The organism is Canicola haemoglobinophilus (assembly GCF_002015075.1).
In the GTDB taxonomy this organism is placed as follows: Bacteria; Pseudomonadota; Gammaproteobacteria; order Enterobacterales; family Pasteurellaceae; genus Canicola; species Canicola haemoglobinophilus.
In genome coordinates, this window is sequence record NZ_MUXZ01000008.1 from 110831 (window position 1) to 133794 (window position 22964).

Below are 22964 nucleotides of genomic sequence, written 5' to 3' on the forward strand. Positions count from 1 at the left end.
TATACAAGGATATTATTTTGAACAATTTAACTGAAGTTTTTACCCTTGAACCGCAAGATAATGCTCGCTTACAATCCCTTTGTGGCGCATTTGATGAGCACTTACAGCTAATTGAAAGTAGTTTTAATCTGGTTATTTCAAGACGTAATTTTACCTTTACTTTGCAGTCGGCAGAGGAAGAAGAAAAGGCGCATCATGTTTCTTTGCTAAAAAGTGCGGTGCAATTAATTCAGAATTTGTATGCTGATACGGCACAAATTCGTGGCAAAGTGAAAGAACTTGATTTGGAAGATGTTCATTTGGCAATTCAAGAAAGCCGAATGTTATTACAAGACAATCCACAGGCAGAGCGTGAGGAAAGTAAGGTTTATAGCACCACGATCAAAACTAAGCGTGGTCTCATTAAACCGCGAGGTAAAAATCAAATTGAATATCTCCATAATATTTTGACCCATGATATTAGCTTTGGTATTGGCCCTGCAGGAACGGGGAAAACATTCTTAGCAGTGGCTGCAGCAGTTGAAGCATTGGAACGCCAAGAAGTGCGCCGTATTTTGCTGACTCGCCCAGCGGTTGAAGCAGGCGAAAAATTGGGTTTCTTACCCGGTGACTTAGGGCAAAAAATTGAGCCTTATTTACGTCCTCTTTATGATGCGTTATTTGAGATGTTAGGATTTGAGCGTGTGCAAAAGTTAATGGAGCGTAATGTGATTGAAATTGCGCCATTGGCTTATATGCGTGGGCGAACTTTAAATGATAGCTTTATTATTTTAGATGAAAGCCAAAATACCACTGTTGAACAAATGAAAATGTTTTTAACCCGAATTGGCTTTAATTCTAAAGCAGTTGTTACGGGCGATGTGACGCAAATTGACTTACCTCGTAGCCAAAAATCTGGCCTTCGCCATGCTATTGAAGTGTTAGAAAATGTGTCTGAATTAAGTTTTAATTATTTTGATAGCAAGGATATTGTGCGTCATCCTGTTGTGGCAAAAGTGGTACAAGCTTACGATGCGTGGGAAATTCAAGATGAACTTCGCCGCCAGCAATTAGCTGAACAAAAACAAAAAGAGCGGTTAGAAAAAGCGCAAGAACAGGCTCCGAAAATGGAATTGCACGAAATAACTTTATACAAAGGTTAAAAAGGTTAACACCATGAAAAATGTGATTATTGATTTACAAATAGCCAGCGAAAATACAGAAAATTTACCCACAGCAGAGCAAATTCAGCAATGGGCAAATGCAGCAATTCGAGCTGAAAATTTAGAGCCAGAGATGACCGTACGCATTGTTGATGAAGAAGAAAGTCATCATTTGAATTTGACTTATCGTGGTAAAGATAAGCCGACCAACGTGCTTTCTTTTCCTTTTGAATGTCCAGATGAAGTTGAGTTAGCGTTACTGGGCGATTTAGTCATTTGTCGCCAAGTGGTAGAACGAGAGGCAGAAGAGCAAGAAAAGCCTTTAATGGCGCATTGGGCACATATGATTGTGCATGGCAGTTTGCATTTGTTAGGCTATGATCATATTGAAGATGATGAGGCTGAGGAAATGGAAAGTTTAGAAACTGGCATTATGCTTGGGCTCGGTTTTGCGGATCCCTATATTGCCGAGAAATAGCGTAATTAAAATGCTGCCACATCGTCATGTGCAAATTATTATTACCCCGAATTTGCAAGATTTTTCACCGCACTTTTTATCCCCTCATTCACCTAATCAGGATATTCTCTGGTTAGGTTGGGAAAGACCTACCTTTAATATGAATTTTTGCCCTGTGCAAAAAGCAAAAAATTTACTTGGGCAAGAATTTGCCAATGTGATTTTTGATGCTCGTCAGGGCTTTCATTTAGAAAGTTTGGCGATTGTTGCAGGGACATTAAAAGCTGGTGGCACGCTAAATATTCTACTTAATCATTGGCAATTTTTAGCGCAACAAGAGGATATTGATAGTTTACGTTGGGCGGGGGTAGAAAATGTCATTTCAACACCGCACTTTATCCAACATTTCCAACAACTTGTTCAACAATTTCAGTTTGCTATTAGTTATTCCATAGCCCCAATTCTTACGCAAAATAGCCAACCTGATTGCCTTTTTTCAGCTCAACTTTCTACACCAATAGAGGCAAACGAGACACAGCAAAAAATCATTCAGCAAATTTTGCAGCAACAAGCCGATATGTATTTTTTAACGGCAAAACGTGGGCGAGGGAAATCCGCTTTATTAGGTTTACTCTCTCAGCAATTAAAGCAAAAAGTGTATCTCACCGCTGCGAATAAAAGTGCGGTGGATATTTTGCAAAAATTTGCGCATCAAGCTGTTACGTTTATTGCGCCCGATGAATTGGTGCAAAATTTGACAGAAAATCCACTGCAATATGAAGACGCTTGGTTATTGGTGGATGAAGCAGCTATGTTGCCTGTGAGTACGCTCGATTGTTTTAGTGCTCATTTTCAACATATTGTGTTTAGTACCACCATTCATAGCTATGAAGGGACTGGGCGTGGTTTTAGCTTGAAATTTAAGCAACGTATTTTGCAGCAACAACAAAGAAAAAGCCTTGAGTTTGAATTAATTGAGCCGTTGCGCTGGCATAATGATGATAAGTTAGAACCTTTTATTGATGCGCTTTTATTGCTCAATAGCGAAGATGATTTTCCTCAATCAGATTATCAACCAGATAAGCATATTCACATAAAATCACTCAATCAACAGCAATTATCAACGCAATTAGCCGATTTTTACGGCTTACTCTCTTTGGCGCATTATCGTACTTCTCCCGTTGATTTACGCCGTTTATTCGATGCACCAAAACAACGTTTTTACTTGGCGGAAAGCGAAAAGAAATTACTTGGTGGAATATGGGCATTAGAAGAAGGCGGATTATTTGAGCAAGAGCTTATTAGCGCAATTTGTCGAGGGGAACGCAGACCTAAAGGCAATTTAGGTGCGCAATTATTGGCATTTCAATATCTTAATGCACAGGCTTGTGAATTGCGTTCTTTGCGCATTTCTCGTATCGCATTGCAACCAAATTGGCAAAGAAAAGGCATTGGGCAAAAGCTCATTGTTATGATGAAAACAGAAAAGGATATTGATTTTTTATCGGTCAGTTTTGGTTACAGCACTGAATTATCAAATTTTTGGCAAAAGTGCGGTTTTAATTTGGTGTATTTAAGTGAACATAAAGAAAGTAGTAGTGGCGCTTATAATGCGCTGGCGATTTGCCCCTTGACTGAGGAAGGAAAAGTCTTTTCTCAACAATGTATTAACCAATTTAAACGCGATTTTGTTTTGTCTGATCACGCATTGTTAAGTGAAGTTATGCTAAATCAAGTTATTGAGGAAGAATTGACGCCCTTTGATTTATATTCGCTACAAAATTTTGCGTTTTACCACCGCACTTTATTTGCCGCTCGACCTGCTTTATGGCGCTTGTTGAAGAAAGTAAATGCTTCTGATTGCCCAACTTTAAGAAAACATTTCGCAGGAGAAAAGGATTTTTCATTTTGCGCTGGTTATCGCCAAGGTTTAGTTATTTGCCGTCATGAAGTAAAAGAAATGTTGCAAAAATATGAAAATTTTCTATGATAGAGCGATTTTTATACCAGAAGGAGAATTGTAATGTCGGAGCAATCTGAAAAGAAAGGTTTTTTTCGTCGGATGTTAGATGCTTATAATCAATTTTGTGACGAAATGGAAGTAGATCAAGGTGCTTGTAGAAGTTGTGTACCTGTCGTTAAATTTGATGAAGATGCAAAACAAGATACGAAAAAAAGCGGTCAATAAATCAGCATAATTGTGAACTGCTTCACATAATAGAAAAGAAGTGTAACAAATGCATTAACCTTAGTTTACTTAAGTATAACAAACAAATCTCTAAAATATGCCAGCTTTACTTAGGTGAGGCTGGCATATTTTTTTATATTATCCTTAGGTGACTATTATGTTATGGTTTTTCTTTTGTGTGGCTCTATTATCTATTAGTGTTAGGATATTTCACATACGGTAAATTTATTGAGAAAGTATTTGTTATCAATCCAAACAAAACGACTCCAGCCTATTCTATGACAGATGGCGTTGACTATGTTCCAATGTCTAAAAAGAAAATTTGGCTAATTCAATTATTGAATATCGCAGGTACTGGTCCAATTTTTGGTCCTATCATGGGAGCGTTATATGGACCAGTAGCAATGTTATGGATCGTGTTAGGTTGTATTTTTGCTGGTGCAGTACATGATTATTTCTGTGGAATGTTAAGTGTGCGTAATGGTGGAGCTTCAATGCCTACTCTTGCTGGACGTTATTTAGGCGCTCCAGTTAAAGCCTTTATTAACGTTCTTGCGGTAGTTCTGTTATTCCTCGTTGGTATTGTGTTTGTAACCAGTCCAGCGCAATTATTAAGTACGATTACTTTAGATGTTTTTGGTACTGCAAGCACAGTAGCTGCTAATGCTCAAGATGTGGCAAGTGCGGCGCAAAATGTGAGTGAAATTCGTGTTTGGGGTATGGACAAACCAACGGTCGTCGCAGTATGGACTGGAATTATTTTCTTTTATTACATTGTGGCAACATTATTGCCAATTGATAAAATCATTGACCGCATTTACCCATTATTTGGTGGATTATTATTATTCATGTCTGCGGGTATGGTGTATGGCTTAATTTCTAGTCATTTAAATGGCGCAGATCCTATCGAGTTTTTCCGTTCTGTTGATGGCATGAGTTTTGAAAAATTCTTACAAAACTTTGAAACTCGCAAAGAATTACCATTATGGCCATTACTCTTCTTAACAATTTCTTGTGGTGCGCTTTCTGGTTTCCACGCGACTCAAACACCATTGATGGCACGCTGTGCTGAAAATGAAAAAGAAGGTCGTTTCATTTTCTATGGTGCAATGATTACAGAAGGTATTATTGCGTTAGTTTGGTGTGCAGTTGGCTTAAGTTTCTATGATAATTTAGGAGACTTACTCTTGGCTACAGACAAGGGCTCTCCATCTAAAGTTGTATATGATTCTTCAATTTACTTCTTAGGCACCATTGGTGGTATCTTTGCAGTGTTAGGCGTTGTTGTGTTACCTATTACCTCTGGTGATACAGCGTTCCGCTCTGCTCGTTTGATTATTGCTGAATTCTTCAAAATTGAACAACGCACTTTAGCTAAGCGCTTGCTTATTGCGGTACCACTATTTGCAGTCGGTTTCTGGATTATTGCCTCGGATGTTAAGTTTGGTATTTTATGGCGCTACTTTACTTGGGCAAACCAAACAACCGCAATGGTAATGTTATGGACAGCAGCGGCTTATTTATATCGTTATAATAAATTCCACTGGGTTTGTACTGTTCCAGCAGCCTTTATTAGTACAGTATGTTTCACATATTTAGCCTATAATAAAATTGGTTTTGGTTTAGACTATCAAACATCAGTGTATATTGGCTTTGGTTTAACTGTATTATGCTTAGTTGCTTTCTTTACGTTATTGAAACCATTAGGTGCGAAAGATCCTGATGCTTTTGTAAATGATGCTGCATAATTTATAAACAATAGCGAAAAACCGTTTAAGGAAACTTGAACGGTTTTTTATTTGTGAAAATCTTTACTTTTCTTTACATATTATTTGAATAAAAAACTTGCAACCCTGTGTTACTGGTAATACACTTATTTTGTGGTGAAAAGTGGAATTTTGTGGAGAAATCTGTCATAATCTCCCCGATTTACCTACAAGTAATAATTTTTGTGATTAAAGTAAGGAAACAGTATGTTTCGAGGGGCATCGGCGGTTAATCTTGATACTAAGGGAAGAATTGCTATCCCGACACGTTATCGCCCTGAAATTCTTGAAACTAATCAGGGGAAGATGGTTTGTACAGTTGATATCCGTCAACCTTGTTTATTACTTTACCCTTTAGAACAATGGGAAATTATTGAGCAGAGATTATCAAAGCTATCAAATTTCAACCCAGCTGAGCGGAGTTTACAGAGAGTAATGCTTGGTTATGCTACAGAGTGTGAACTTGATAGTTCAGGGCGAATTCTTATTAGTGCGCCTTTACGTCAACATGCTAAATTAGAAAAATCAATCATGTTGGTTGGGCAACTAAATAAATTTGAGATTTGGAGTGAGTCAGAATGGCAAGCTCAAATTGAAAAAGATATGGCGTTAGCTGCGAGCGGACAATTGACAATGTCTGAGGCATTAAGCGCATTATCCCTATAATAAAAAAAGATACGTTGTGATGAGCAACGGTACTAGCAAAGATAAACGGTATATTTTGTTGTTATACCGTTTATTTTCCCTAATTTTACTTATTTTTTCCTAGGTTACTGCAAATGAGTATGCAAGATACATTTTCTTCACCTGAGCACTTCACTGTTTTATTAAAAGAAGCAGTTGATGGTTTGGCGTTGAAAGAAAAAGGTATCTATATTGATGGTACCTTTGGGCGTGGTGGGCATTCTCGTTTTATCCTTTCTCAGCTTTCAAAAGATGGTCAATTAATTGCAATTGATCGTGATCCTCGAGCTATCCAAGTTGCACAAAATATTCAAGACCCTCGCTTTCATATTGAACATAACAGTTTTTCAGCTATCCCAAGTATTTGTGAAAAATTAGGATTAGTAGGCAAGATTGATGGCATTTTGCTTGATCTTGGTGTGTCCTCCCCGCAACTTGATGATGCTGAACGAGGTTTTAGTTTTATGAAAGATGGTCCTTTAGATATGCGTATGGATACTACGCAAGGACTATCAGCAGCAGAATGGTTGCAACAAGTTTCAGAACTGGATTTAGCTTGGGTTTTGAAAACCTTTGGTGAAGAGCGTTTTGCTAAACGCATTGCACAAGCGATTGTGAGTTATAACAAAAGTGCGGTGCAAAATGGAAAAGAACCTTTAAATCGAACTTTACAATTGGCAGAGCTAATTGCTCAGTCGGTGCCTTTCAAAGATAAACATAAACACCCAGCGACAAGAAGTTTCCAAGCTATTCGTATTTTTATTAACTCAGAGTTGGATGAATTAGAGAAGGTTCTGAATGGTGCTTTAAATGTTCTTGCGCCGAAAGGTCGTTTATCCATTATTAGCTTCCATTCTCTAGAAGATCGTATGGTGAAACATTTTATTCGCAAACAAAGTAAAGGCGAGGATTTACCAAAGGGATTACCATTGCGTGAAGATCAAATCCAGCGGACCCAGAAATTAAAAGCTATTGGAAAAGCGATTATGCCAACGGAACAAGAAATAGCGATTAATGCTCGTTCAAGAAGTGCGGTATTACGTATTGCGGAGAGAATGTAATGGCTAGAGATTTTGATCGTTATCCTTTACATAAAGTGATTTTAGAGGATTTAGTTTCGGCAAATAAGTTATTAATTATTTTAATTATACTCGTTGTATTAAGTGCCTTAGGGACGGTTTGGCTTACTCATCAAACTCGAATTTTAATTTCTGAAAAAGGAAATTTAATTCTTGAGAATCAATCACTTGAACAAGAGTATCTAAATTTGAGATTAGAGGAAAAAACTTACAGTCTTCATTCACGAATAGAGTACTTAGCAACTCAAGAGCTCAAAATGAAACTAGTTCCGGCAGAGCAAGAGGTTCTTATCATTGAATAATGAGAGATATTAGGCGGTTGTAATGGCACATAATAAGACAAATCGAAAAAATAAACGAGTAGTTGAAAGCGGAGCAAAACGTAATCAACCTAAAAAAACTTATGAGCATAGTTTTTTAAAATGGCGCTTTCGAGTAGTCGTTAGTTTTATTATTTTGATACTGACAGCGTTAATTGCTAGAGCCGCTTATGTACAAATGATTAATTCAGATATGCTGTCTTATGAAGCCGATAAACGTTCTTTGCGTAAAGAAGAAATTTTATCCATGCGTGGCTCTATTGTTGATCGTAATGGTCAATTACTATCAGTTAGTGTACCTATGTACTATATTTCAGCTGATCCAAGAGATATTTTAAGTAAAGATGGCTTGCAAGATAAAGAACGTTGGAATGCACTCGCTAAAGCATTGGAGATACCTTATAAAGATTTAGTGAAAATAATTGAAAAAAATCCTAAATCTCGTTTTGTCTATTTGGCTCGCCAAGTATCACCGACAATTGCAGAATATGCTAAAGAATTAAAATTATATGGAATCAAAGTAAAAACAGAATCACGTCGTTTTTATCCTAAGACTGAGGAAACAGCACATTTACTTGGTTATACCAACATCGATGGTGAGGGAATTGAAGGGGTTGAGAAAAGTTTTAATTCATTTTTAGTTGGAAAGTCTGGTTCAAGAACATTTCGCAAAGATAAGTATGGCAAGGTTATTGAGGATATCTCCGATCTTAAAAAATATGATCCGCAAAATGTCATATTAAGTATTGATGAAAAATTACAATCCATCGTTTATCGTGAGATCAAAAAAGCCGTAGAGAAACATAATGCGGAATCAGGTACTGCTGTACTTGTTGATATTCGTACAGGTGAAGTGTTAGCAATGGCGAATGCGCCTTCTTATAATCCAAATACACGAACTGGTCTAAAGGCAGAATTTATGCGTAACAGAGCTATTACGGATACTTTCGAACCAGGCTCAACAGTCAAGCCTTTTGTGATTTTAACCGCACTTGAGAGAAAAGTTGTACGACGTGATGAGGTTATTGATACGGGGCGTTTAGTTTTAGATGGGAAAGAGGTGAAGGATGTTGCTCCTAGAGATCGTCAGACATTAGAGCAAATTTTGGAAAACTCCAGTAACCGAGGCGTGAGTCGCTTAGCTTTGCGTATGCCGGCTAGTGCCCTTATGGATACATATAAAAAAGCAGGATTGGGACAGCGAACAGAATTAGGTTTAATTGGGGAGCAAGCAGGTTTATTGAATGCTGATCGCAAAAAATGGTCAGATATTGAAAGAGCTAATGTGTCGTTTGGTTATGGTATTAATGCTACACCATTACAAATAGCAAGAGCTTATGTGACCCTAGGTAGTTTTGGTATTTATCGTCCTTTATCAATTACAAAAGTGGATCCTCCAGTGATTGGACAACGAGTATTTTCCGAGAAAATAACTCGTGATGTGGTTAATATGATGGAGAAGGTTGCGATAAAAAATAAAAGAGCAATGGTTGAGGGCTATCGAGTTGGAATTAAAACAGGGACGGCCAAAAAAATAGAAAATGGTCGCTATGTTGATAAATATATCGCGTATACAGCAGGCATCGCACCAATTAGTAACCCTCGTTATGCTTTAGTCGTCCTAATTAATGATCCAAAAGGTAGTGAGTATTATGGTGGGGTCGTATCAGCACCTATATTTTCCAATATCATGGGCTATGCGCTAAGAGTAAATAATATTCCCCCTGATAGTAGCAATTATACAAAAACGGTCAGACGAACAGTTTATCTCAATGGTCAAGAAAATAACAAAATGAAAGCCAATTAATGCTCAGGTAAATTATGAAAAAATTAACTGCACTTTTGGGTATTGATGAACAATTAGCTCATCTTCACAAAGAAATTGAATTGCAAGAAATGACTTTAGACAGCCGATTAGTAAAGACCGGCTGTCTTTTCGTTGCAATTAAAGGGCATCATGTTGATGGTCGAGAGTTTATTGCACAAGCCATTAAAAATGGAGCAAGTGCGGTTCTATTTGAAGCAGATTTTGCAACTCAACATCTACAAGTCAGTTTCGAGCAAAATATTCCATTGATTGCCTATTATGAATTGAGCAAAGATCTTTCTTTAATTGCAGATCATTTTTATGCCTCACCTTCAAAACGTTTAACACTTGTAGGTGTAACTGGCACCAATGGCAAAACAACCATAGCGCAATTACTTGCACAATGGACGCAAATTTTAGGGTACACAAGTGCGGTTATGGGTACCATTGGAAATGGCTTATTTGGACAAGTCAAAGAGGCTACAAACACCACAGGTTCTGCGATAGAAATTCAGTCTTCCTTAGATAAGTTTATTCAACAAGGTGCAGATTTTGCAGCTATTGAGGTTTCTTCTCATGGCTTAGTGCAACACAGAGTAGATGCATTGAGTTTTCGTGCTGGCATTTTTACTAATCTTAGTCGTGATCACCTTGATTATCATCACACGATGGAAAATTATGCGCAGGCTAAAAAACGCTTGTTTAGTGAACTAAATTGCCAACATAAAATTCTCAATGTTGATGACCCAATTGGTGTGCAATGGCTTAAGGAATTAAGCAAAGAAAACATTGAAGTTGTTGCTGTTAGTTGCCATGCAGATTATCAGCCAAGCACAAAAAATTGGCTAAAAGCCACCGCACTTCATTTCCATAGTAAAGGCGCGACTATCGAATTTGCATCAAGTTGGGGAAATGGTACTTTAAATAGTGCATTAATCGGTGCGTTTAATGTAAGCAACTTATTACTTGTGCTCGCTACCCTTTTATCGCTTGGCTATGAACTAGATAAATTGCTTGTCACAGCGCAACAATTAACGGGTGTCTGTGGGCGCATGGAAATGTTGAGTGTGGAACATAAGGCTACCGCTATTGTTGATTATGCCCATACGCCAGATGCCTTAGAGAAAGCATTACAAGCGGCTCGAATGCATTGTCAGGGAAAACTTTGGTGTATTTTTGGTTGTGGGGGTGATCGTGATAGGGGGAAACGACCTTTAATGGCATCTATTGCAGAACAGTTTGCTGATTATGTGATTGCTACTGATGACAATCCTCGCACAGAAGATCCAGAGCAAATTATACAAGATATTTTAGCCGGCTTTGCGCAACCAAGTGCGGTACAAATTATTCATCAACGTGAGCAAGCTATCCAAGTGGCGTTGCAAAGTGCGGTAGAAAATGACGTCGTTTTGATTGCAGGCAAAGGTCACGAAGATTACCAAATTATTGGTACCACTAAATATCATTTTTCAGATCAGGAAATAGCACGAAAATATTTGGCTACTGAGAAATGATTAAATGAGAAATAAGAATAAAAATGATTAAATTATCAACAAAAGAATTAGCTGATATATTATCCGCACAATTGATCGGTGCGGATAATATTTGGGTGGAAAATGTCAGCACTGATACAAGAAAGCCTTGTTCTGAAGGCTTGTTCTTTGCATTAAAAGGCGAGAATTTTGATGCTCATCATTATTTAGCAAAAGCTGTTGAGCAAGGTTGTGTGGCTGTTGTGGTTGAGCGTGAATGTGATGTTGATGTGCCACAGTTAATTGTCTCAGATACACGTCTTGCTTTAGGACAATTAGGTAAATGGCTAAAAGCCAAAATTAATCCGAAAACGGTAGCGATAACAGGTTCTTCAGGCAAAACCACAGTAAAAGAAATGACCGCCTCAATTTTGCAACAAATGGTGCAGGAACCAGAGGAAGTTTTGTTTACTCATGGCAATTTTAACAATGAGATTGGTGTTCCTTTGACTTTATTACGCCTTGAGCCAAAGCATAAATTTGCGGTGATTGAGCTAGGGGCAAATCATCAAGGCGAAATTGCTTACACGGTAGATTTAGTTCAACCAGATGTAGCTTTAATTAATAATGTTGCCGCAGCACATTTAGAGGGTTTTGGCAGTATTGAAGGCGTTGCACAGGCAAAAGGCGAAATTTATCAAGGCTTAAAAGAGAATGGAATGGCCATTATGGAAAATGCACATTCTGCTCGTTATTGGCAAAAATATTGGCATGCACAAATTGGCAAGGTCAAAACAAGTGTGTTTTCGAGCTCAGAAACTACATCAGATTATTATGCAAAAGACATTGAGTTAACAGAAACTGGATCTCAGTTCAAATTATGCATAGCCGATGTTGGAGGGATAGAGATTAACTTGCCTTATTTAGGGGCGCATAATGTTAGCAATGCAGTTGCAGCTGCTGCTTTGGCTTTCAATGTCGGTGCTAGCCTAGCGCAAATTAAAGCGGGATTAGAACAAAAGTCTCAAGTAAAAGGTCGCTTATTTCCAATTCAAGTGCATGAAAATTTGTTGCTCTTAGATGATACCTATAATGCCAATGTTGGCTCATTACAGTCCGCTATTCATGTGTTGCAGCAATATGATGCATTTCGTATTTTTGCTGTTGGGGATATGGCGGAATTAGGTGAAAATTCTGAATTTTGTCATCAACAAGTCGCCAATTTTGCGCAAGCTGCCAAGTTAGATTTAGTAGTGAGCTTTGGGGCGCAAAGTGCGGTTATTTCTAGCGCTTGTCATGGTAAACATTTTATGGATAAAGCGGAACTTGTAGATTATTTAAGTCCAATTATTCAACAGCAACAAGAAACGCAAAAAGTGGTGTTATTAGCGAAAGGATCGCGCCGTATGCAAATGGAAGACGTAATTAATTTAATAAAGGATAAATTTCAATGTTAGTGTGGTTAGCTGAATATTTACACAAATATTATAGTGGATTTAATGTTTTTTCTTATTTGACAGTCCGTGCAATTCTTGCTCTTTTTACCGCACTTTTATTGTCATTATGGATTGGTCCTAAAGTTATTCGTCGCTTACAAATTTTAAAATTTGGGCAAGAGGTACGTAATGATGGACCAGATAGCCATTTAAGTAAAAAAGGCACGCCAACCATGGGCGGCATTATGATTTTATTTGCTATCAGTGTAAGTACTTTATTATGGGCAAATTTGGCAAATCCTTACATTTGGTTTGGTTTGTTTGTGTTATTGGGTTATGGTGCGGTTGGTTTTGTGGATGATTACCGCAAAATCACTCGCAAAAATACTGATGGTTTGGTGGCTCGCTGGAAATATTTTTGGTTATCACTTATCGCATTAATTGCAGTGTTTGGTATGTACGCTGTAGGCAAAGATACTGATGCAACACGCTTGGTCGTGCCTTTTTTCAAAGATGTGATGCCGCAATTAGGCGTGTTTTATATTGTCCTAGCTTATTTTGTGATCGTCGGCACCAGTAATGCTGTCAATTTGACCGATGGATTAGACGGCTTAGCAATTATGCCAACGGTTTTCGTTGCCGCCGCTTTCGCTTTGATTGCATGGGCAACAGGAAATATTGAATGGTCAAAATATTTATACATTCCATATATTAAGCATACTTCAGAATTAGTCATTTTCTGTACTGCGATTGTAGGGGCAGGTTTAGGTTTCTTGTGGTTCAATACTTATCCAGCCCAACTTTTTATGGGCGATGTTGGCTCATTAGCCTTAGGCGGTGCATTGGGTACAATTGCTGTTTTAGTTCGCCAAGAATTTTTATTAGTCATTATGGGCGGTGTGTTTGTGGTGGAAACCCTATCGGTTATTTTACAAGTGGGCTCTTACAAACTTCGCAACGGTAAACGTATTTTCCGTATGGCGCCAATTCATCATCATTATGAGCTTAAAGGTTGGCCTGAACCTCATGTGATTATCCGCTTTTGGATTATCTCGCTCATGCTCGTGTTAGTCGGATTAATTACCTTGAAATTACGTTAAGGCAAGCTATGAATAATCAATATCAAAACAAAAATATTTGTGTCATTGGATTAGGTAAAACAGGATTATCTTGCGTTGATTTTTTGTTAGCGCAACAAGCAAATGTACGAGTAATAGATACGCGTAAACAACCTGCGGGTGCAGAGCAATTACCTAAGAATGTACCTTTACATACAGGCGGTCTAAACCAACAATGGCTACTTGAGTCTGATTTAATTGTAATCAGTCCAGGGCTTGCAGTGAAAACACCTGAAATTCAGACTGCACTTCAAGCAGGCGTAGAAGTCGTTGGCGATATTGAATTATTTTGTCGTGAAGTGACTAAGCCAATTGTGGCAATTACTGGGTCAAATGGCAAAAGTACGGTTACTACTTTAGTGAATGAAATGGCGAAAGCCGATGGCTTAAAAGTTGGCATGGGCGGCAATATTGGTATTCCAGCCCTTGAGTTATTGCAACAAGATTATGATCTTTATGTTTTAGAACTATCTAGTTTTCAGCTAGAAACCACTTATAGCCTACGAGCAGCAGCGGCAACGATTTTAAATATTAGCGAAGACCATATGGATCGCTACGTTGATCTTGAGGATTATCGCCAAGTTAAATTAAAAATTTATCATAACTGTCAAAGTGCGGTGGTAAATGCAGAAGATCTGTTAACAACAAGCAAAGATTTAGAAGCCATTACTTTCGGCGAAAATCAAGCAGATTACTGGTTAAAAACAGAAAATGGTCAACAGTGTTTAATGGCTGGAGAGCAACTGATTTTGCCTTGTGATCAAATGCAATTAGTGGGACGTCATAATTATATGAACGCACTAGCAGCGACAGCACTTGCTCAATCTGTTGGTATTAGTTTAAGTGCAATTCAGACCGCACTTCGCCAATTTACTGGCTTGCCTCATCGTTTTCAATTAGCACATCAAAGCAATGGTATGCGTTGGATTAATGATTCTAAAGCAACAAATGTGGGGAGTACCGTTGCGGCACTAACTGGTTTGTATGTTGCCAATAAATTACATTTATTACTCGGTGGGGACGGCAAAGCGGCTGATTTTTCTGACTTGGCAGCCTTAATTAATCAGCCACATATTTATTGTTATTGTTTTGGGCAAGATGGTGCACAGCTTGCAGCATTATCAGTGCAAAGTCAGCTATTTGATACTATGGAACAAGCAATTGAAGCTCTTCGCCCAACTTTACAGCCAGGTGATATGGTGCTTTTATCCCCTGCTTGTGCAAGTTTGGATCAATTTAAATCTTTTGAGCATCGTGGCGATGTATTTACTGAGTTAGCTAAGTTGGAACAAGGTTAAAGATAGATAAAAATGGAACAAAATAATCTGAAGCAACATCTTGATCGTTGGTTACGAGTAACGCCAACAACTGCGCTATATGATCGTGCATTGCTATGGTTGTTTATTATTTTATTGTTTGTCGGCTTAATTGGCGTTTCCTCTGCATCCATTCCTATTAGTACTCGGTTATTAAATGAGCCTTTTTTCTTTGTGAAAAGAGATATTTTATATGTCTTTTTATCTTTTGCTGCTTGTGGCTTTTTTATTCGTGTGCCAATGAGTGTTTGGCAAAAATATAATGTTCACTTATTTTGGCTCGCAGTTCTTTTATTATTAATCGTACTTACTGGAATTGGTAAAGATGCTAATGGTGCAAAGCGTTGGATTCCGTTAGGTTTATTTAACTTTCAACCTGCTGAATTTACCAAGCTTGCATTGATTGGTTATTTGTCTTGTTACTTCACTCGTCGCTATGATGAAGTTCGTAGCAAGAAATTGAGTGCATTTAAACCACTTATTGCAATGGGGATTTTTGGTGGATTGCTAATATTGCAACCTGATTTCGGTAGTACGGTTGTTCTGTTTGTGATTACTTTTGGCTTGCTTTTTATTGTCGGTGCAAACTTCTGGCAGTTTGTTGCTTTCGGTGTGTTAGCGCTTTTGCTATGTGCATGGTTGGTTGTATCTGCATCTTACCGTTTGAAACGTTTTACAGGCTTCCTAGAACCTTTTAAAGATCCTTTAGGTTCAGGTTATCAGTTGACGAATTCTTTAATGGCATTTGGTCGAGGTGAATTTTGGGGCGAAGGATTAGGAAATTCTGTACAAAAATTAGAATATTTACCCGAAGCGCATACTGACTTTATCATGGCTGTGATTGGTGAAGAATTTGGATTTGTTGGCATTTTAGTCGTTATTTTACTTTTGGGATTATTGATTTTTAGAGCTATGAAAATAGGTCGAGAGTCACTTCTGTTAGAAGAGCGTTTCAAAGGTTTTTTTGCTTTCGGCATTAGCTTTTGGATTTTTTTCCAAGGATTTGTAAATTTAGGAATGGCGTTGGGTATGCTACCCACTAAAGGATTAACATTTCCACTTGTGAGTTATGGTGGTTCAAGTTTACTTATTATGTCAATTAGTGTCGCAATTTTATTGCGTATAGATTATGAGAATAGAGTTGCTCGAGCTGGTAGTGCTCGATTAAGAGATGATTAGAGGGAAATACTGTGTCACAAAGAAAAAAATTATTAGTGATGGCTGGCGGAACAGGAGGTCATGTTTTTCCTGCTATTGCTGTTGCACAATATTTGCAAAAACAAGGCTGGGATATTTGTTGGTTAGGTACTCAGGATCGTATGGAAGCACAGTTAGTGCCTAAACATGGTATTCCTATTGAATTTATTCAAATTTCTGGTTTACGAGGCAAGGGATTATTAGCTCTATTGAAAGCGCCTTTTGCTATCCTAAGAGCCGTTTTACAGGCAAGAAAAATTATCAAAAAATATCAGCCTGATGCAGTACTTGGCATGGGTGGATATGTTTCTGGACCTGGTGGTATCGCGGCAAAACTTTGTTGTGTACCAGTGATTTTACATGAACAAAATGCTGTTGCAGGTCTAACAAATACATGGTTAGCCAAAATCGCAACAAGAGTATTACAAGCATTTCCAAATGCGTTTCCTGATGCTGAGGTGGTTGGTAATCCTGTGCGTCAAGCGCTTTTTTCTATGCCAGAACCACAAGAACGCTTTGCCAGTGCATACGAAAAACTCAAGGTTTTAGTGGTTGGTGGTAGCCAAGGAGCACGTATATTAAATACTACCTTGCCAGAAGTTATAGCTCAATTACCTGATCGTTTAGAGCTTCGTCATCAAGTTGGTGCAGGTTCTGTGGAAAATGTTACCGCACTTTATAAAAGCAAAGTGAATCTTGAGCAAGAATCAGTACAGATTACCGAGTTTATTGATGATATGGCACAAGCTTATACTTGGGCTGATATTGTGATTTGTCGTTCTGGGGCTTTGACAGTGTGTGAACTCGCTGCTGTTGGTGCTCCAGCCATTTTTGTACCATTTCAACATAAAGATAAACAGCAATATTTAAATGCTAAGTATTTAGCGGATGTTGGAGCCGCTTATATTATTGAGCAAAATGACTTGAGCGCAGAAAAAATCGTTCAATTGTTACAAAACTTAGATAGAACCAAGTTATTAACAATGGCAGAAAAAGCGAAAGCGATGTCAACGCCATTGTCAGCACAACGTGTTGCTGAAGTTATTATGGATATTGTGAAAAGTTAATTGGTTAAGATGAATAGCACATCTTGATATAAAAATGAATGAAGGAATAACCAATGCAAGAATTGAGACAACGAATTAGACAGACTGTACCTGAAATGCGCCGTGTAAAACAAATTCATTTTGTTGGCATTGGTGGTGCTGGAATGGGCGGGATAGCTGAAGTGTTATTAAATGAAGGTTACCAAGTGACAGGTTCAGATATAGCTGAAAGTGCGGTGACAAATCGCTTAATTTCTTTAGGTGCAAAAATTTATTTTTCTCATCAAGCTGAAAATATTGAAGGCGCTAGTGTTGTGGTAGTTTCTAGTGCGATTAAATCGGATAATCTTGAAGTAATTGCTGCACATGAGCAACGTATTCCCGTTATTCAACGTGCACAAATGTTAGCGGAAATTATGCGTTTTCGTCATGGAATTGCAATTGCAGGAACCCATGGTAAAACAACCACGACAGCAATGGTTGCGATGATTTACGCACAAGCTGGCTTAGACCCTACTTTTGTTAATGGCGGTTTAGTGAAGTCTGCGGGTACAAATGCTCATTTAGGTTGTAGCCGTTATTTAATTGCAGAAGCAGATGAAAGCGATGCCTCATTTTTACACTTACAACCCATGGTATCTGTAGTGACCAATATTGAGCCAGATCACATGGATACTTATCACGGGGATTTTGAGGAAATGAAACAAACTTATGTCAATTTCCTACATAATCTACCTTTTTATGGGTTAGCTGTGATGTGTGCAGATGATCCTGTTTTAATGGAGTTATCGCCAAAAGTTGGGCGCCAAGTGATTACTTATGGATTTAGTGCTGATGCGGATTATCGTATAGAAGATTATCAACAAACTGGATTTCAAGGGCATTATACCGTTGTGACCCCAAATGGCGAGCGTATTGATGTTCTGTTAAATGTGCCGGGTAAACACAATGCTTTAAATGCTACTGCTGCTTTAGTTGTTGCAAAAGAAGAAGGCATCGAAAATGATGCGATTTTGACCGCACTTGCTGAATTCCAAGGGGCTGGTCGTCGCTTTGATCAATTAGGTCAATTTATTCGTCCAAATGGCAAAGTGATGTTAGTGGATGATTATGGGCATCATCCTACCGAAGTCGGCGTAACTATTCAGGCGGCTCGACAAGGTTGGGAAAATAAACGTATTGTGATGATTTTCCAACCGCATCGTTATTCGCGTACTCGAGATTTATTTGATGATTTCGTGCAAGTATTATCGCAAGTTGATGCACTTATTATGCTCGATGTGTATGCTGCTGGTGAACAAGCAATTGCTGGTGCAGATAGTCGTTCTTTGTGTCGCTCAATCCGTAATTTAGGCAAAGTGGATCCAATTTTGGTATCAGATCATACGCAATTAGCAGAAATTCTCGATCAAGTTATTCAGGATGGTGATTTAATTTTGGCACAAGGTGCGGGCAATGTGAGCAAACTTTCACGTGAATTAGCTTTAACTTGGAGCAATGCATAATAGCTCTGAGATTTACAAAATAAAAAAGAAGTAGGATATAAAATGACTAAACCATTAAAACAACAAAAAATCGCAGTCTTATTAGGTGGTACTTCAGCGGAGCGTGAAGTATCGTTAAACTCAGGAAACGCCGTATTAAACGCATTACGCAACCAAGGTTTTGATGCCCACCCAATTGATCCAAAAGAATGTTCAGTAGCGACTTTGAAAGAGCAAGGTTTTGACCGCGCCTTCAATATTTTACATGGACGTGGAGGAGAAGATGGTACGATGCAAGGCTTGTTAGAACAAATTGGCTTGCCTTATACCGGTTGTGGTGTGATGGCTTCTGCTTTGACTATGGATAAAATGCGCACAAAAATGTTGTGGAAAGCCTTTGGTTTACCTGTTGCAGATATGGAAGTTGTGACTCGGACTACTTTTTCTCAATTAAATCCACAAAATGTCGTGGAAAAATTGGGCTTACCTTTAATGGTTAAACCTTCTTTAGAAGGCTCAAGCGTAGGTTTAACGAAAGTTAAATCTGTTGATGAGTTAAAAAGTGCGGTCGAATTTGCCCTTAAATATGATGAAACTGTGTTGATAGAAGAATGGCTTGCTGGAGATGAATTGACAGTACCTGTACTGGATAATGAAGTTTTACCTTCAATTAAGATTGTGCCAGAAGGCGAGTTTTATGATTATGAGGCAAAATACATCTCTGATAATACGCAATATTTTTGTCCGTCGGGTTTAAGCGAAGAACGTGAACAAGAGCTCCGTCAATTAGTTAAACAAGCTTATGATGTTGTGGGTTGCCGAGGTTGGAGTCGTATTGATGTCATGATGGATAGCAAAGGTGATTTTCGTTTAGTCGAAGTTAATACTAATCCAGGAATGACAAGCCATAGTTTATTTCCAAAGTCAGCAGCAACAGTTGGTTATTCGTTTGAGCAATTAGTCGTTAAAATTTTGGAGCTAAGTCTTTAAATGATAATAAAGCATAAAGTAACTGAAAGCTTAAAAATGAAGGAGCGGAAAGTCTTTCGCTTTGTCAAAATTAAGTTGGTATTTATGTTATTATTTACTGCAATATTGAGCGTGTTGTTTATTAATCGTCAGGTATTGCTAGAGAAATTAGATAATGGCCCAATTAACTCATTTGCAATTGTGGGAACAACTGATTTCACGGATGATAATGATATTCGTGAGATTTTATCCTCAATGCTAGAGAATGAAGATTTAAAGGGCTTTTTTGGGCAAGATATTAATCTGATCAAACAGCAAATAGAATTGATTCCTTGGATTAAATCTGCTGTTGTGCGCAAAATCTGGCCAAACCGATTAAGTATTTGGATAACAGAGTATTCTCCTATTGCTAGTTGGAATGATACTGAGTTTCTGTCTTCAGAAGGCGTGATATTTCAATTGCCAGTGAATAAGTTGAAGGTATCTGATTTACCTCGTTTAGCAGGACCTAACAACAAAAGTAATCAGGTATTAGAGGCTTGGAATAGAATTTATCTTGATTTAAAGAGAAAGGATTTAACCTTGAAGAAGGTTTCTATTAATGAACGAGGCTCTTGGCAAATTGTATTAGATAATGATGTAATATTGAAATTAGGCCGTGGAGAATGGCAAGAGAAATTAGATCGTTTTGTAACAATTTATCCGCAAATTGAAATACCAGAGAATAAAAAACTATCTTATGTTGATTTGAGATATGGCGTTGGTGCTGCTATTGGTATAGTAGATGCTAACTGAATTTAACTTGAAATATGTGAAGTGACCAAAATGGCTAGAATTATAGAAGATAAGATATTCGTAGGTTTAGAGGTTGGAACCTCAAAAGTCGTTGCAGTGGTAGGTGAACTATTGCCAGATGGTGTCGTCAATGTCTTGGGTGCTGGGAGTTGTCCATCAAAAGGTATTGACAAAGGAAGTATTACCGATCTCAATGCTGTAGTCACCTCAATTCAGCGTGCAATAGATGCAACCGAAGCCGTTGCAGATAGCCAAATATTTAGTGTAACACTAGCTATTACAGGTGAGCATATTCAAAGTTTAAATGAAAATGGATTTGTTCCCATTGCTGAAGGTGAGGTTACTCAAGATGAAATTGAGGCAGCAATGCATACTGCTAGTTCAGTTCGTATTGGCGATGGATTGTCATTATTACATGTCATTCCTCAAGAGTTTGCGGTAGATAAACAAGTAAATATAAAAGATCCGTTAGGATTGCAAGGTGTTCGCCTAACGGCTCAAGCGCATTTAATTGCTTGTCATCAAGATTGGCTAAATAATTTGAAGAAAGCAGTTGAGCGTTGTAAGTTGAAAGTGAATAAAGTTGTTTACTCTGGATATGCATCATCTCAAGCTGTACTAACGGAAGATGAAAAAGAATTAGGCGTTTGCTTAATTGATTTTGGTGCGGGTACCATGGATATTGTAGTTTATACAAATGGATTTATTCGTTTTAGTAAAACTATTCCTTATGCAGGTAACAGAGTAACTGATGATATCGCTTATGCTTGTGCTACTTCAAGAGCAGAGGCAGAAAGTATCAAGGTTTCTTATGGAAGTGCGGTCAATCCACCATTAATTCCTTTAGATAAAAAAATTGAGGTTGCAAGCATTGGCGGTAGAGCTCCGAGAGTTATTGGGAAAGAGCATCTTTCTATTATTACTTCTGCTAGATATACAGAATTACTTGGTGTGGTGAAATCTGAACTAGATCAATTGAAATATGAATTAGAACGCAAACAGATGAAATTTGAACTTATCGCTGGTGTTGTGATTACTGGTGGTGGTGCTCAAATTGAAGGGCTAAGAGAATGTGCAAGCCAAGTTTTTGGTTCTCAAGTTCGGATTGGTAGTCCGCTAAATATTACAGGGCTGACTGATTATGTTAACAAACCGCAATATTCAACTGTTGTTGGTTTATTGCATCATAATAATGAGCTTGAGGATATTTTATCTGATGATGGCACTGAAACTGACGGAGTTGGTAAGAAATTTTGGGGTATTTGCAAGAAAGTTATAAATAAAGTGCGGTCAGAGTTTTGAGAATTTGATTTTTTAATCTACAATAGTCAGAATTTAGGTTTTTATTGATGCTAGGTTAGGATTAGCATTTACGGAGAATAAATATGTTTGAACCAGTTGTTGATTACGATGATATGAGCTCTGGCGCGGTTATCAAGGTCGTTGGTGTCGGTGGTGGTGGCGGTAATGCAGTGAACCACATGGTTTCCAATATGATTAATAATGATATTGGTGACACATTAGGTGTTGATGAATTAGCGCGTCTAGAGAAGAATGAATTAGAATTTCTAGAGATTAATGATCTTAACAACGTTAATGATAGTCATGGAAAAATTCTTTTCTATGCAGTAAATACGGATGCTCAAGCGTTGCGTAAAAGCAAAGTTCGAGAAACAGTGCAAATCGGCCAGCAAATAACAAAAGGGCTAGGGGCTGGAGCTAATCCAAACGTTGGTCGCAAAGCAGCTGAAGAAAATCGTGAATCTATCGAAGCTATGTTAAAGGGCGCAGACATGGTCTTTATTGCAGCTGGTATGGGCGGCGGTACAGGAACTGGCGCAGCTCCAGTTGTTGCTCAGATCGCAAAAGAGTTGAATATTCTTACAGTTGCAGTTGTGACAAAACCATTCTCTTTTGAAGGTAGAAAACGCATGCATTTTGCTGAATTAGGGATTAAAGAGCTATCTAAATATGTAGATTCCCTTATTATCATTCCTAATGAAAAATTATTAAAAGTATTAGGTAAAAATATTAGCTTACTGAATGCTTTTGCTGCCGCAAATGATATTTTACGCAATGCCGTTACTGGTATTTCAGATATGATAACCTCACCAGGTTTGATTAATGTGGACTTTGCTGACGTTCGCACAGTCATGTCTGAAATGGGGCGTGCGATGATGGGATCTGGCGTGTGTCAAGGTACTCCAGCGGATGGGCGAGCTGAAAAAGCAGCTCAAGAGGCAGTTGCAAGTCCATTATTAGAAGATGTTGATTTATCAGGGGCAAGAGGCGTTTTAGTTAACGTAACTGGTGGTGCTGATTTAGGTTTAGAAGAGTTTACAATTGTAGGAGAAACTATTCGCTCATTTGCTTCGGAAGAAGCAACTGTGGTTGTAGGCACAACATATATTCCCGAAATGGAAAATGAAATTCGAGTAACAATTGTGGCAACAGGAATTGGTGATCCTGAGAAACAAGATGTTCAAATTGTGCCAACATCTCCATTAGGAAATCAGGAAACGTCTAATAAACTAGCAGTGAATAATTCAAACCCTCGTTTTGTAGCTGAAGATAAAAATAAAACAAATATTTTAGATACCCCAATTACTGATAGATTAAGGGACTTTAAAACTATAGATCCTACAAGTTTCTCTCGTGATTAATAAATTTATCTTGTTGTTTAACAAT

19 protein-coding genes and 1 pseudogene are annotated in these 22964 nt (G+C 38.0%); all 20 read left to right on the forward strand.

Features of this window, described 5'->3' with window-relative positions; translation table 11 throughout:
• Positions 1 to 17 precede the first annotated feature (17 nt).
• The 20 genes and pseudogenes from B0186_RS03365 (at position 18) to ftsZ (ending at position 22939) form a co-directional block, all read left to right on the forward strand.
• Complete coding sequence (locus B0186_RS03365) at positions 18 to 1142, forward strand: PhoH family protein (protein WP_078217985.1); 1125 nt, start codon at positions 18 to 20, stop codon at positions 1140 to 1142.
• 13 nt (positions 1143 to 1155) lie between these two features.
• The gene (ybeY, locus tag B0186_RS03370) at positions 1156 to 1620 is read left to right on the forward strand and encodes an rRNA maturation RNase YbeY (protein ID WP_078217986.1); all 465 of its coding nucleotides are present in this window, start codon (positions 1156 to 1158) and stop codon (positions 1618 to 1620) included.
• 10 nt (positions 1621 to 1630) lie between these two features.
• Positions 1631 to 3589: a tRNA(Met) cytidine acetyltransferase TmcA gene (locus tag B0186_RS03375; protein WP_078217987.1), complete on the forward strand. Its 1959-nt coding sequence runs from the start codon at positions 1631 to 1633 to the stop codon at positions 3587 to 3589.
• Between the two features lie 33 nt (positions 3590 to 3622).
• Positions 3623 to 3787 carry a DUF5363 domain-containing protein gene (locus B0186_RS11610; protein WP_158077951.1) on the forward strand — a complete coding sequence of 55 codons (165 nt, stop codon included), beginning with the start codon at positions 3623 to 3625 and terminating at the stop codon, positions 3785 to 3787.
• Positions 3788 to 3944: 157 nt separating this feature from the next.
• A pseudogene (locus B0186_RS03380) lies at positions 3945 to 5535 on the forward strand (carbon starvation CstA family protein).
• A gap of 225 nt (positions 5536 to 5760) precedes the next feature.
• On the forward strand, positions 5761 to 6219 hold the full coding sequence (mraZ, locus tag B0186_RS03385) for a division/cell wall cluster transcriptional repressor MraZ (protein ID WP_078217988.1): 459 nt from the start codon (positions 5761 to 5763) through the stop codon (positions 6217 to 6219).
• A gap of 113 nt (positions 6220 to 6332) precedes the next feature.
• Positions 6333 to 7298: a 16S rRNA (cytosine(1402)-N(4))-methyltransferase RsmH gene (gene rsmH / locus B0186_RS03390; protein ID WP_078217989.1), complete on the forward strand. Its 966-nt coding sequence runs from the start codon at positions 6333 to 6335 to the stop codon at positions 7296 to 7298.
• Complete coding sequence (ftsL, locus tag B0186_RS03395) at positions 7298 to 7618, forward strand: cell division protein FtsL (RefSeq protein ID WP_078217990.1); 321 nt, start codon at positions 7298 to 7300, stop codon at positions 7616 to 7618. The genes rsmH and ftsL overlap by 1 nt, the downstream gene beginning before the upstream one ends.
• Positions 7619 to 7640: 22 nt before the next feature.
• Entirely contained in the window at positions 7641 to 9443 is a 1803-nt protein-coding gene (gene ftsI, locus B0186_RS03400) for a peptidoglycan glycosyltransferase FtsI (protein WP_078217991.1), read from the forward strand.
• A 14-nt stretch (positions 9444 to 9457) separates the two neighbouring features.
• On the forward strand, positions 9458 to 10957 hold the full coding sequence (gene murE, locus B0186_RS03405) for a UDP-N-acetylmuramoyl-L-alanyl-D-glutamate--2,6-diaminopimelate ligase (protein WP_078217992.1): 1500 nt from the start codon (positions 9458 to 9460) through the stop codon (positions 10955 to 10957).
• Between the two features lie 23 nt (positions 10958 to 10980).
• On the forward strand, positions 10981 to 12372 hold the full coding sequence (murF, locus tag B0186_RS03410; RefSeq protein ID WP_078217993.1) for a UDP-N-acetylmuramoyl-tripeptide--D-alanyl-D-alanine ligase: 1392 nt from the start codon (positions 10981 to 10983) through the stop codon (positions 12370 to 12372).
• Positions 12366 to 13451: a phospho-N-acetylmuramoyl-pentapeptide-transferase gene (gene mraY / locus B0186_RS03415; RefSeq protein WP_078217994.1), complete on the forward strand. Its 1086-nt coding sequence runs from the start codon at positions 12366 to 12368 to the stop codon at positions 13449 to 13451. The genes murF and mraY overlap by 7 nt, the downstream gene beginning before the upstream one ends.
• Before the next feature lie 8 nt (positions 13452 to 13459).
• Entirely contained in the window at positions 13460 to 14767 is a 1308-nt protein-coding gene (gene murD / locus B0186_RS03420; RefSeq protein ID WP_078217995.1) for a UDP-N-acetylmuramoyl-L-alanine--D-glutamate ligase, read from the forward strand.
• Positions 14768 to 14779: 12 nt separating this feature from the next.
• Positions 14780 to 15964, forward strand: coding sequence for a putative lipid II flippase FtsW (ftsW, locus tag B0186_RS03425; RefSeq protein ID WP_078217996.1), 1185 nt, complete (start codon positions 14780 to 14782; stop codon positions 15962 to 15964).
• 11 nt (positions 15965 to 15975) lie between these two features.
• Entirely contained in the window at positions 15976 to 17049 is a 1074-nt protein-coding gene (murG, locus tag B0186_RS03430; RefSeq protein WP_078217997.1) for an undecaprenyldiphospho-muramoylpentapeptide beta-N-acetylglucosaminyltransferase, read from the forward strand.
• 53 nt (positions 17050 to 17102) lie between these two features.
• On the forward strand, positions 17103 to 18533 hold the full coding sequence (gene murC, locus B0186_RS03435) for a UDP-N-acetylmuramate--L-alanine ligase (protein ID WP_078217998.1): 1431 nt from the start codon (positions 17103 to 17105) through the stop codon (positions 18531 to 18533).
• A gap of 42 nt (positions 18534 to 18575) precedes the next feature.
• A complete protein-coding gene (locus B0186_RS03440) occupies positions 18576 to 19502 on the forward strand; it encodes a D-alanine--D-alanine ligase (RefSeq protein ID WP_078217999.1) in 927 nt (308 codons plus the stop codon).
• Positions 19503 to 20276 (forward strand): cell division protein FtsQ/DivIB, encoded by a 774-nt coding sequence (locus B0186_RS03445; protein WP_078218000.1) that lies wholly within the window; start codon positions 19503 to 19505, stop codon positions 20274 to 20276.
• Between the two features lie 30 nt (positions 20277 to 20306).
• Positions 20307 to 21578, forward strand: coding sequence for a cell division protein FtsA (ftsA, locus tag B0186_RS03450; RefSeq protein ID WP_078218001.1), 1272 nt, complete (start codon positions 20307 to 20309; stop codon positions 21576 to 21578).
• 83 nt (positions 21579 to 21661) lie between these two features.
• Positions 21662 to 22939, forward strand: coding sequence for a cell division protein FtsZ (gene ftsZ, locus B0186_RS03455; RefSeq protein WP_078218002.1), 1278 nt, complete (start codon positions 21662 to 21664; stop codon positions 22937 to 22939).
• Positions 22940 to 22964 lie beyond the last annotated feature (25 nt).

Coding starts and splice junctions, on each gene's coding strand:
- rsmH (WP_078217989.1), top strand. CDS start 6,333: ATGAGTATGCAAGATACATTTTCTTCACCTGAGCACTTCACTGTTTTA.
- ftsW (WP_078217996.1), top strand. CDS start 14,780: ATGGAACAAAATAATCTGAAGCAACATCTTGATCGTTGGTTACGAGTA.
- murD (WP_078217995.1), top strand. CDS start 13,460: ATGAATAATCAATATCAAAACAAAAATATTTGTGTCATTGGATTAGGT.
- ftsI (WP_078217991.1), top strand. CDS start 7,641: ATGGCACATAATAAGACAAATCGAAAAAATAAACGAGTAGTTGAAAGC.
- murC (WP_078217998.1), top strand. CDS start 17,103: ATGCAAGAATTGAGACAACGAATTAGACAGACTGTACCTGAAATGCGC.
- B0186_RS03440 (WP_078217999.1), top strand. CDS start 18,576: ATGACTAAACCATTAAAACAACAAAAAATCGCAGTCTTATTAGGTGGT.
- ftsL (WP_078217990.1), top strand. CDS start 7,298: ATGGCTAGAGATTTTGATCGTTATCCTTTACATAAAGTGATTTTAGAG.
- ftsA (WP_078218001.1), top strand. CDS start 20,307: ATGGCTAGAATTATAGAAGATAAGATATTCGTAGGTTTAGAGGTTGGA.
- B0186_RS03445 (WP_078218000.1), top strand. CDS start 19,503: ATGATAATAAAGCATAAAGTAACTGAAAGCTTAAAAATGAAGGAGCGG.
- mraY (WP_078217994.1), top strand. CDS start 12,366: ATGTTAGTGTGGTTAGCTGAATATTTACACAAATATTATAGTGGATTT.
- murF (WP_078217993.1), top strand. CDS start 10,981: ATGATTAAATTATCAACAAAAGAATTAGCTGATATATTATCCGCACAA.
- murE (WP_078217992.1), top strand. CDS start 9,458: ATGAAAAAATTAACTGCACTTTTGGGTATTGATGAACAATTAGCTCAT.
- B0186_RS03375 (WP_078217987.1), top strand. CDS start 1,631: ATGCTGCCACATCGTCATGTGCAAATTATTATTACCCCGAATTTGCAA.
- ftsZ (WP_078218002.1), top strand. CDS start 21,662: ATGTTTGAACCAGTTGTTGATTACGATGATATGAGCTCTGGCGCGGTT.
- ybeY (WP_078217986.1), top strand. CDS start 1,156: ATGAAAAATGTGATTATTGATTTACAAATAGCCAGCGAAAATACAGAA.
- mraZ (WP_078217988.1), top strand. CDS start 5,761: ATGTTTCGAGGGGCATCGGCGGTTAATCTTGATACTAAGGGAAGAATT.
- B0186_RS11610 (WP_158077951.1), top strand. CDS start 3,623: ATGTCGGAGCAATCTGAAAAGAAAGGTTTTTTTCGTCGGATGTTAGAT.